14 protein-coding genes are annotated in these 9,824 nt (G+C 45.4%); all 14 read left to right on the plus strand.

All coding sequences use genetic code 11. The features are described from left to right. Positions 1 to 25 precede the first annotated feature (25 nt). The 14 genes from OS242_RS10990 (at position 26) to OS242_RS11050 (ending at position 9,608) form a co-directional block, all read left to right on the plus strand. Positions 26 to 427: a DUF3237 family protein gene (locus OS242_RS10990; protein WP_267151731.1), complete on the plus strand. Its 402-nt coding sequence runs from the start codon at positions 26 to 28 to the stop codon at positions 425 to 427. Beyond that, positions 424 to 1,209, plus strand: coding sequence for a class I SAM-dependent methyltransferase (locus tag OS242_RS10995; RefSeq protein WP_267151732.1), 786 nt, complete (start codon positions 424 to 426; stop codon positions 1,207 to 1,209). Before OS242_RS10990 ends, OS242_RS10995 begins: the two co-directional genes overlap by 4 nt. Before the next feature lie 1,008 nt (positions 1,210 to 2,217). Then, positions 2,218 to 2,700: a hypothetical protein gene (locus tag OS242_RS11000; RefSeq protein ID WP_267151733.1), complete on the plus strand. Its 483-nt coding sequence runs from the start codon at positions 2,218 to 2,220 to the stop codon at positions 2,698 to 2,700. Positions 2,701 to 3,074: 374 nt separating this feature from the next. Beyond that, the gene (locus OS242_RS11005) at positions 3,075 to 3,338 is read left to right on the plus strand and encodes a hypothetical protein (RefSeq protein WP_267151734.1); all 264 of its coding nucleotides are present in this window, start codon (positions 3,075 to 3,077) and stop codon (positions 3,336 to 3,338) included. Positions 3,339 to 3,456: 118 nt separating this feature from the next. Further along, positions 3,457 to 4,299 (plus strand): RHS repeat domain-containing protein, encoded by an 843-nt coding sequence (locus tag OS242_RS11010; protein WP_267151735.1) that lies wholly within the window; start codon positions 3,457 to 3,459, stop codon positions 4,297 to 4,299. Positions 4,300 to 4,315: 16 nt separating this feature from the next. Then, positions 4,316 to 4,699 (plus strand): hypothetical protein, encoded by a 384-nt coding sequence (locus tag OS242_RS11015; protein WP_267151736.1) that lies wholly within the window; start codon positions 4,316 to 4,318, stop codon positions 4,697 to 4,699. A 414-nt stretch (positions 4,700 to 5,113) separates the two neighbouring features. Continuing rightward, positions 5,114 to 5,377, plus strand: a complete 264-nt coding sequence (locus OS242_RS11020) for an RHS repeat domain-containing protein (RefSeq protein ID WP_267151737.1) — start codon at positions 5,114 to 5,116, stop codon at positions 5,375 to 5,377. 86 nt (positions 5,378 to 5,463) lie between these two features. Then, positions 5,464 to 6,198 carry a hypothetical protein gene (locus OS242_RS11025; protein ID WP_267151738.1) on the plus strand — a complete coding sequence of 245 codons (735 nt, stop codon included), beginning with the start codon at positions 5,464 to 5,466 and terminating at the stop codon, positions 6,196 to 6,198. A 15-nt stretch (positions 6,199 to 6,213) separates the two neighbouring features. Next, entirely contained in the window at positions 6,214 to 6,651 is a 438-nt protein-coding gene (locus OS242_RS11030; RefSeq protein WP_267151739.1) for a hypothetical protein, read from the plus strand. A gap of 350 nt (positions 6,652 to 7,001) precedes the next feature. Continuing rightward, a complete protein-coding gene (locus OS242_RS11035; RefSeq protein WP_267151740.1) occupies positions 7,002 to 7,259 on the plus strand; it encodes a hypothetical protein in 258 nt (85 codons plus the stop codon). Positions 7,260 to 7,427: 168 nt separating this feature from the next. Next, positions 7,428 to 7,805, plus strand: coding sequence for a YxiJ family protein (locus OS242_RS21400; protein ID WP_407702113.1), 378 nt, complete (start codon positions 7,428 to 7,430; stop codon positions 7,803 to 7,805). A 113-nt stretch (positions 7,806 to 7,918) separates the two neighbouring features. Continuing rightward, positions 7,919 to 8,296 carry a hypothetical protein gene (locus tag OS242_RS11040; RefSeq protein WP_267151741.1) on the plus strand — a complete coding sequence of 126 codons (378 nt, stop codon included), beginning with the start codon at positions 7,919 to 7,921 and terminating at the stop codon, positions 8,294 to 8,296. A 397-nt stretch (positions 8,297 to 8,693) separates the two neighbouring features. Further along, positions 8,694 to 9,050, plus strand: coding sequence for a DUF7674 family protein (locus OS242_RS11045; RefSeq protein ID WP_267151742.1), 357 nt, complete (start codon positions 8,694 to 8,696; stop codon positions 9,048 to 9,050). Between the two features lie 228 nt (positions 9,051 to 9,278). Next, positions 9,279 to 9,608 carry a hypothetical protein gene (locus OS242_RS11050; protein ID WP_267151743.1) on the plus strand — a complete coding sequence of 110 codons (330 nt, stop codon included), beginning with the start codon at positions 9,279 to 9,281 and terminating at the stop codon, positions 9,606 to 9,608. Positions 9,609 to 9,824 lie beyond the last annotated feature (216 nt).

Raw genomic sequence — 9,824 nt, forward strand, 5'->3', positions numbered from 1 at the left:
AAGTGGACGCAGAGGAGGACAAAGCATGGAAAACGTGCTGTTCCATGTAACGGGTCGCTTTACCCGTGCGGACCGCATCGGTCGCGTGCCGGAAGGAGAGCGCGGCAACTTTCACTTCAACGGTGATGTGACGGGCGAGATCAACGGCACGCTCGACGGCTGCGACTACGCGCTGATCACCGAGGGTGACGTGTACAACATCCACATCCATGAGCTGCTGACCACGGCGGAAGGCGAGCTGATCTCCTTCGAGCGCACCGGTCAATCCCTGCCGCATGAGGAAGAAGGATTCCTCAATACGCTGGGTAAAGGCATGGCCCGCACCGCTTCCGAGCGGCTGGCGTGGCTGAACGAAGCCGACCTCGTCTGGGGCGCGCGCATCAACCGCGCGACGTTTGAGTACACGGCTTGGGTGAAAAAGGCATGAAGCTGAACATGACCCGGCCGATGCCGAACTGGATGGAAAAGCGCGTGGTCGACGACTACTCCGATTTTTCCCGCAAAGCATTCTGGAAAGCCTACCACTGGCAAGCGGCTGTGGCTCTGTTCCGCTCCGGCGTGATTCAAAACGGCGGCGCGGTGCTGGACCTCGGCAGCGGCCCTGGCTGGATTTCCTTTATCATGAAGCAATTTTGCCCGCAAGCGGTGATCACCGGCGTTGACATCTCCGACGAGATGGTCAAAGCGTCGGCCGAATTTGCAGCGGAGCAGGGGCTGCAGGACATCTCCTTCGTGCAAGGCGATGCGATGGAGCTGCCGTTTGCCGACAACTCGTTTGACATGATCACCTCGTTTGCCGTGCTGCGCCTCGTGCCGGAGCCGGCAAAGGCGATCCAGGAGGCGTACCGGGTGCTCAAGCCGGGCGGTCTGATGTACATCTCCGACGTCGGACAGATGCCGGTCGAGCACCGTCAGGCGTTCCTCGACGGCATCGAAAATCCGGTCGCCAACGACATCATGCAAAAGGCGCTCGCTTCGGCCCTGTCCCCGGAGGAGATCCATGCGGCGCTGGCTTCGATCTCCGACAGCGAGAAAGAAGTCGCTACCGGCGGCAGCGCTGGCTTTGAGTCCGGCTCCCGCGAGATCCTCGACTGGGTCCGCGAAGGCTTCCCGCTGCGTGAACTGCGCGGTGTGGGCGAAGGTCCGGCGTGGGCGTCGGAGATCTCCAAACATTGGACACATATTTACGTTCGCAAAGCCCTTTCTTAAATGAAAGGGTTTTTGTCTGTTCCAATATTTGAGCTTTGTCACCGACCTGTGAATTTTATAAGATAGGGTGGTTCGTTTAACTCACTATCCTTCATACAGAGAGGGCCATCCATGATTAAAATATCGATATTAATGGGGTAAGTGGCGTGAGGAAAATAAGAAAAGCTAAAACTGCGGAACTTCCCAAGTTGGAAATTTCGTTCAATAAGACCTTCATGAGTAAAGACCCGTTTGAAAACGCATTTACAGAAACAATCTAGAAAAAATATTACTATTTCTAACGGAGGGTTACCACTTAACAGAAGACCAATATCAAGCACTTATGACTTCTGTAAAATCAATCAACGAAACTGAATTTGTTTTATCAGAGATTGAGGGAGATTGCTTTACACACCCATCCGATGATGGGATGTATAAACATGGGCATTGGATCGTAGATACAAACACTAGCTATGACGAATATCAAAGTTTAACTCTGCCTTTGGAAAGCGCCATATATTCCAGAAAGGGAAATTGGGGCATCATGATTTCTCACGAAGAGCATGCGATTCTAGGTGGGAACAACATATTCATTCGTGAATTCAAAGAAAATTGCCCTGATTGGAGTTCAAGTCTTGAACGATTCTTGGTGCAATGGCATAGAAATCAAAACCAATACAATTCTACCATCGATTGGATACCGAGTTTCCTTAAGCAATTCGAATAGACTTAACATCGACCTTGGGGTAACAGTCCTCAATGTCATTCTTTTTGCTCCAAATACAGAGGCCAATCAGGAAAGTGAGGAGGAATCTTTTCCAACTTTCTGGACAGATTCATTATCAAGATGCAAATAACGAGAAGTATTTGTTTGACTATCAAAAAGGGGCATTTGTAGATCCCACTGGCAACCTCGCTCCGAAAAGAGTGAATAAGATGCTTAAAGACCCTAATTTCGTGAAGAAACTGAATGTAGGACTTACACAATATCTTGGTGAAAGTCCATATGCTCCAAAAATGAGGTGAAAGATGAAAATTAATTCAATAATGAAACAATATATTGATTCTATGGATATTGATAGTATGAAAAATTTAGCTATCGATTTCACAAGGGTAGAGAGTATCATCTTCCCGAAATTTTTTGAATGGGATGGTTGTGTTCTCCTAAGTCAACAAAGAGATAAGGCATTACCAACTCATTTTTTACCAAGTCAGTTTGTACCTGATCGAACAGCATTTGAAGCCGATTATAACCACATTCACTTAAATGACTTCTTTGATGAGTGCAGCAATTTTAACGCACTCTTAAGCGTCGGAATAAAGATGCTTGAAGTTTGGGCGGCTGTTCTCCATAAGCAATACATCGGTCGTAGGAAGTTCATGCTAATACTTTCATGTGACGATGAAGAGGTCGTATTACGCTTCTACGTTGTGAGAGAGAATGAAGCACCGTGGCTTGATACATCAAAATTGGACTCCTATTTGGATGGATTGGTGATTATCGAAATATAAATGATACTCCTGACATGCAATAGGCCTTGAGGGACTTATTCTTCAAGGTCTTTCGTTTCTCCCCACCCGTACGATTCATATCAGCATGAAATCGACATGAAACGAAGCCGCTACACGCAAGTAATCACACAACAGTGGTGAAGCAGTCTAAACACCGGATGGGCAGCGTCTCTAATATTTTGGAAATACAGACAAAGTACGCCAGCTGATTTCAGTCGACCATGGCTCTCAATGGAAGTATAACGCATGAGATAGAACCGTCTGACTGAATCTAAAGAATCAGCATTACCATCTTGAATCATGGGATGCGAATGGGAACTTTATGTCGCCGGATGAATCGGTTCATATTCTTAAAACAAAAAGGAGGTAGGAGCATGGTTAGGGAAATTGATGGAGCAAAAGTAATTGAATTCACAGCGCTCTCAAACTATGGGGATGTAGAATATAATAACCAAGAAATCGTAATTATTAAGCGGTTGGTAATTTGTAATTACGATAACAAACAACAATACTACCTGTTCGCTTGCGATGATTCCTTTAACGTTCTAGGTGATACTGTTCACAACTCTATTGAAGAAGCCAAGACCTTTGCTATTTCCTATTATAATGAGGACGATATTCGCTGGATTGCGATCTAGACAGTATTTATCGGTAGTTCTTGAGCCATATTTCAATCAAACCTCATCGATCACCCGGTGAGTTTTTTTCGCATTCTTCTCCTCACTCTTTTAAGAGTGTCATCGACCAGTAGGCTAAGTGCTCAACAACCGTCTGCTCAGCATCAACGTCGAGGGCGTGACCTACTACCCGCTGTACAACGGTCACGGCGACATCGTCCAATTGACGAATGCAGCCGGTGACGTGGTCGCTTGGTATCAATACGATGCTTGGGGCAACATGACCTCGCACTCCGATGACACCGACTGGGCGAAGAATCCGTATCGTTATTCCGGCTACCGCTACGACGATGCGACCGGTCTGTATTACCTGAATGCCCGCTATTACGATCCATCGGTTGGACGATTCCTAAGCCCTGACGCCGTCTACGAGACTCCGGAATACAGCTATGCTCTGGACAATCCGATCCACCTGAGCGACCCGTCAGGTCTGCGCCCCATGTGCCAGTGTGAAGAAAACATAAACGCTATATTGCGACCGATTGCCGAACTTGGTGCTGCAATAGCGGCTGAATCGAAGTTTGGACCAGCCATGGTTGCGGGGAATGCGATCCAAATCGGAATGGACCGCGCAGACGCCAAACGGGCCGAACGATCTTGCAACTGTTTCACGGCGGGAACGAAGGTGCTGACAGTAGCAGGCGAGAAAAATATCGAAGACATTAAGGTCGGAGATAAGGTCCTCGCCAAAGATGAGTATAATCCTGATGGAGAATTGGCTTACAATGAACAATTGGCAATGAAAGAAGTTCTGTCGGATCCACTTAAAGGAGCAACAGAGTTAACAAAAGTCAGAATGACTGATAAAAGATGGTTGGCACAAGACGGATGGGTAAAAATGAGCAAAAACGTTAACGGAACTGAAATTCATTTTGTGCATAACAAAACGACAGGACAGTTTGACGATTTTAAGTACAAGTAAAAAGGATGTTGGAAAGATGAAGGATAAGAAAAGAATTTTTAGCACCGAGAACCACTTTCTGACTATGGAACATTTGTACACAGTTGAAGGGTATCTAACTTTGGCTATCGGTGTGAAGTCTGGGGAATTCATGGGAAAGTCGAATTTCTGTATTTCAGAGGAACAACTTGGGGTTTTTATTCGATCAATTAAAGAGATAAGTGTGAGGCTGTCAGGAGATTCAAGAATGGATGATTATGATTCTGATGCTCATATCATTTTTGAAGCAGCTAAATTAGGACATGTAGTTATCTCTGGTCAAATCGGGGGAAGTCATGAGGAACACAGTATGCGGTTCAAGTTTACTTCTGACCAAACAATACTGGAGGGGCTTGTGCGACTGCTTGGTTCATTAATATAATCATAACCGATATTTTCTTGACCTTGGGGGCGTCAATCCTCAAGGTTTTTTCTTTCCCCCTCCCACCCAAAAATTTGCTCAACCGCTTCTTGCAGATATTGGGCGACAAATGTTTGTCTAGTAATACTCTTGAGCCGCTGGAAGGGCTCAACTGGAACCTGACCGTCTCCGGTACGACCGCAGTTGTCACCACTTTGGAGCAGTCCTATGTCTTTTCCAACGGCCGATAGACAAAGATCGAAAACGCGAACGGCAACGCGTTACACGTCTATGATTACGCGACCGAAACCCTGCTCCAAGACGACGCGGGAAACAACATCTTGTTTAAATTGTCCAACGGACGGGTCGCTTCCGCCCAAGACGTGGCCGGCCGTGTGTGGACGTACAAATACGACGCAGACGGCAATCTGACGCATGCGATCTCCCGACGAAGGGGCGACCTTGCAATACCGCTACGACAAAAATCACAACCTGATCGCGGCCGTCACACCGACTGGAAAAGCAACTTATTACTCCTACAGCGATGAGGACCGCATTGTCGCAATCAACCTGATCAACGCCGTCATCAACAGCAACTTCGAAGTCGATGCCGACGGCGACGCCGCACCCGACCATTTCACTTTCAATGACGGCATTCCGGGACTTCCTTTCGCAAAAGAGCGGCAAAAATCAGCCTGACAACACCTGGAACATCCAATTACAAAGTCTATGTATCCAACCCGATCCCCGTGGACCCGACGAAAACCTACACGGTCAGCGCTTTGATGAAAGCCACTCAGACATCTGGCCAACAAAAGACGGTCGTCTCTGTACTGGTATACCGTGCAGACGGCGTGTACATCGGTGAATTGGGCCCTGATCCTGTGTACGGCCCCACTGCCAGCGAAGCAGGCGGATGGATACCTGTCAAACACACGTTGTCAGCCGGACAACCGCAAGCCCTCCCATCCGGCACCAGTTGGTTCGACAGCGTCCAATTTGAAGAAAGCCCGGATGCCAGCGCATTTGTTGCCGGAGACCAGTACACCGCCAATGCCTCAGGCATGCAGACGGCCGGCTACGACGGTGATGGTTTGAAAGAGTTGTATCAATACAATGACCAACAGAACCTGACCGAATACTGGCAAGATCCGCAAAACTACAAACTCATCACGAAATACAACTGGGACAGCAACAAACTTTCGACTGTTACCGATCCGACAAAGCGAGCCAATGCTTGTAATACGCCTAATACAACTACAGAATGGGATATTAAGACTGGTGCAGATAAGAAAGTGGATTATAATTTCCATGGACAACCTGTATCAGCATATCGTGATCCCAAAACCGGATACTGGTGGGCGAGAGATACAACAGGGCATGGTGAGTCGTCTTTTAAAGTATTTAAAGCGGCGAAAGGTGGAAAAGAGCTTCATTGGATCGCAGACTCTGATAAATATGGTAATTTCATCAAAGGCAAGCATAAAAGCTCTACTGGTACAATTATTAAAATCAAATAGATCGGATGTGAGAAAATGTCTTTATCAAAGACAGAGGCTGATCAGTTATTTAAATTAGGATTCAAAAGAGCGGAATACTCTGATGAGGTTTATCCTCAGGATGTTTTTGAGTATCAGAACTCAATCTGGGTAGTAGGTGGCCGGATTTTACCTTCTGGCAATATTTTATGTGACGAGAAAATTTATAAAGAAGGAACTTGGATTCCTAGTCTACCTGACCTGATCACATGGGTAGAGGATCATGATTGCAAGTTCGAAACCAGTTATTGCGGGTTGAGCTACAAAGTGACTGTTACTGATAGCAGCGCAATCAATTATAAAGGAAGCGGGTCAACTCTAGAATTTGCTATGTTTCATGTGATTAAGAAAATTCTCGAAAAATATGGAGGGAATCCGGTCAGCAAGTCATATGTTGTCCTAGAGGCTCAACTAGTGGATGATATAGATAAATAGTACCTCAAAAAACCTCACCAACCACCGGTGAGGTTTTTTCATATTCCTTCCCTCCCTTGCCTTCTGACGCGTTCAGGAGACGGTCAATAATCAGACGACCCACTTCTTCTACGAAGGCACCAGCAACCGCGTGACCTACTACCCGCTGTACAACGGTCACGACGACATCGTCCAGTTGACGAATGCAGCCGGTGACGTGGTCGCTTGGTATCAATACGATGCTTGGGGCAACATGACCTCGCACTCCGATGGCACCGAATGGGAAGAATCCCTACAAAGACATACATACTCCGAAAAGTGGACATGCATACTGGAACAGACAATCTGGAAAACGACGATAAGAGGACTGCATGAAGTACATTTGTCTAGTTTGTAATTATCAAGGTCTGTATGATGTGCCTTATGACCATAGAGGTGTGCCATCAGACGAAATATGTCCATGTTGTGGTTTTCATTACGGATATGATGATGATGGCTTTTGCAAGAATGAAGAATCTTATGATAAGTGGAGAGATGAATGGATTAAAAATGGTTGTGTTTGGTTTTCAGAAGGTAGGAAACCGCCTGCAAATTGGAATCCTGCTGAACAGTTAAACCAAAAGAAATAGTCAATTGTCTTGATTCCCCAGTCGACTTGAGACTGTTTGCCAGGCTTGGTTCAATTTGTGTAAAGTGATCACTGTCCCACCTCTTAGCATTTGGGTGTCTCTCGATGACTCGGTCGTTTTCGAGGAGATATTCGCTAGGTGGTGGGTCAGATTGGAGGCGCAAGGTTCGTGAATCGAGAAGAGATTTTAGTAAAGATATCAGACCTGTATCATTCCCAATTCGTTCACCCTTTCCCATATGAGGATACGGATCAAATCAAAGCTGATTTCGATAGGGAATTCGCGTCACTTGAGGACGAAGGATTAAACTCTAATTTTAACGATTACTGCACATTAATAATCATAACTTCTGGTTATGTTATAAAAGACGAGGCTGCAAACATCCCGAAAAGGCAAATCGATTTATTGCGTGAGGGCTTTTTTCAACGATTTCCCCAGTATAGTATTATCGCAACGAGTTTGAAGAACTATCCTAACTTCCACATTGAGTATCAGAATCATGAACGATTAAGGAAACTACTTCTAGACTATCTATTCAGCGAATAACGCGTATTTCAAGAAAGAAAAACCATGAAGATATCATTCTTTATGGTTTTCTTTCCATCTTCTTCTGAGTCGAGGCGAGAAGAGAAGAGTATCCGTTGAAAAGAGGATTCCTGATGCATGACGTGTCACGATCCCAAGATCAACTTGATTCACTGAAAGAAACGTATACTAAAATATTCAAAAGTACTGATCCATTCTCAGAAATGTTCCAATCAAATATAGAGGAGAAAGTATTACTCTACCCGACTTACGGGACTTATCTGGAAAAGGATCAGTTCGACGCTTTGATGGCCGCCATTGCTTCAACAAATGATCTCAAATTCGCCATTTCCGAAGTCGAAGCGAATGACCCTTTCCTGATACCTGCCAGTACGGACCGGCATCTTTATGTTTCAAAACATCTGATCTTCGACAGCCCTCCCAGCTATGAAGAATATCGGGAGCATACCATCGTGTTAGATAACGCCATTTACTCTCTCAACGGAACTTAGGGAATGCTCATTTCAAACGAAGATCATGCCATCCTCGGGGGGAGCCGTGTTTTTGTTCGAGAATTCAAAAAGCACTACCCGGAATGGGCTGAAAATCTGGTCGCCTTTCGGACAATGTGTGAAGATGATCGAAAAACATATGGAAACGAACACCTCTGGTTCGAAGGTTTGATACGTCACATTCAATCTTAAAGGGGTGCAGCGAGAATCGGTATACTCATCAATCCAGATAACCTCCAGCACTTCTTGGTGTCGCTGTTCAATCCTAGTAGAAGGTAGGCCATGGAATAGACGATCGCGGAAATTCTCGAGGTTATCCGGAATGGAGATACGAGTTAAGCCAAAGCGGGCTAGCCCTTATAGCTCCCGTATGATATTTCTCAAGGAGGGCGGATTCATGATGGAACAAGAAAATCTCATCCCTGAGCTCCTCAAATGCCTGCCGAAACTAAAACCCCTTTACGAAGAAGAATTGGAATGGATGGAGGAGGTATTGCCGCATTACATTTTCGGTTCCGTTGTTACCCCCTATACTGTTGATAGCCTAAAAAACAATATCGAAGAGTCTAAAGAACTCTTCCGTTTCTTTAATGAAATGGCAGTTGGCGATGAATATGTTCAAAATGTATTAGTTGTATCCCTTCTTGAACCATTGATCACAGAAAGAGACATTATCGACCAGGCCAAACTGCTCATGAGCGAGACGACGAAGCAGTTATGCGAAGAAATGGAAAGAGCATACGGATATCTTTAAGACTATCTAAATCAAAGATTTTCGAGGCACCGAGTAATCGCTGTTCACTAAGGCCTTGGGGATAGTACACCCTCAAGGTCTTTCTTTTCATTCCACTCGAGAGGAGGCAGGTACCCTGTTGACCTTGCAAACATGCATGGATAGACATCGCGAACTTTCGCAACAGGAAGGGCAACTCTTGTCTGTACTATATCCCAATGAAAAAATAATAACGGAGAGGAACATCCTATGAACAAAGAAACGATCTTCCAACTTGCCAAAACACTTGATTGTGAATATGAAATTGGTATTTGGTCTGAAGCGACAGACTTCATCGAAAGACAAGAGAATGTGTGTGATTTTACGGTCACATACAGAGATGGACTCTACCAGATTACGATCGAATTGGCGGAGTTCGGATTTGCTGAAGTAAAGAGTCTCTTTTCCTCTCTCGTGAGTTTTCTGGAATATACCTCAACCATCTATACGAGAGAGGACGGTTCTGACTCCATTGGGTATTATTTACTCTCATCTACGAAGGATCAAAAAGCGTTTCTGTGCCAGATACTGTTTAGATAGAGTTTATATAGGTATCGGCTCTCAGAAAGGAGATCGAATGAACATTCTTACTATCTCGCTCCCTTACAAATACGTCATTGATCACATAATGTTATTACCGCCCTATATTGTCCGAAAACTGACTGCGTCTAATGTCCAAAGGTTGACGGATAATATGGCCGAGCGTTCATAGCGAATTCAGAAAAGGAAAAACGGGAGAATCAAGTCAACTCTCCC

It is taken from the genome of Tumebacillus lacus, assembly GCF_026410385.1.
In the GTDB taxonomy this organism is placed as follows: Bacteria; Bacillota; Bacilli; order Tumebacillales; family Tumebacillaceae; genus Tumebacillus; species Tumebacillus lacus.

What these genes read in the sequence shown, in the direction of transcription:
- OS242_RS10990 (WP_267151731.1), top strand. Translation starts at nt 26, where the DNA reads ATGGAAAACGTGCTGTTCCATGTAACGGGTCGCTTTACCCGTGCGGAC.
- OS242_RS10995 (WP_267151732.1), top strand. Translation starts at nt 424, where the DNA reads ATGAAGCTGAACATGACCCGGCCGATGCCGAACTGGATGGAAAAGCGC.
- OS242_RS11000 (WP_267151733.1), top strand. Translation starts at nt 2,218, where the DNA reads ATGAAAATTAATTCAATAATGAAACAATATATTGATTCTATGGATATT.
- OS242_RS11005 (WP_267151734.1), top strand. Translation starts at nt 3,075, where the DNA reads ATGGTTAGGGAAATTGATGGAGCAAAAGTAATTGAATTCACAGCGCTC.
- OS242_RS11015 (WP_267151736.1), top strand. Translation starts at nt 4,316, where the DNA reads ATGAAGGATAAGAAAAGAATTTTTAGCACCGAGAACCACTTTCTGACT.
- OS242_RS11020 (WP_267151737.1), top strand. Translation starts at nt 5,114, where the DNA reads ATGCGATCTCCCGACGAAGGGGCGACCTTGCAATACCGCTACGACAAA.
- OS242_RS11025 (WP_267151738.1), top strand. Translation starts at nt 5,464, where the DNA reads ATGAAAGCCACTCAGACATCTGGCCAACAAAAGACGGTCGTCTCTGTA.
- OS242_RS11030 (WP_267151739.1), top strand. Translation starts at nt 6,214, where the DNA reads ATGTCTTTATCAAAGACAGAGGCTGATCAGTTATTTAAATTAGGATTC.
- OS242_RS11035 (WP_267151740.1), top strand. Translation starts at nt 7,002, where the DNA reads ATGAAGTACATTTGTCTAGTTTGTAATTATCAAGGTCTGTATGATGTG.
- OS242_RS11040 (WP_267151741.1), top strand. Translation starts at nt 7,919, where the DNA reads ATGCATGACGTGTCACGATCCCAAGATCAACTTGATTCACTGAAAGAA.
- OS242_RS11045 (WP_267151742.1), top strand. Translation starts at nt 8,694, where the DNA reads ATGATGGAACAAGAAAATCTCATCCCTGAGCTCCTCAAATGCCTGCCG.
- OS242_RS11050 (WP_267151743.1), top strand. Translation starts at nt 9,279, where the DNA reads ATGAACAAAGAAACGATCTTCCAACTTGCCAAAACACTTGATTGTGAA.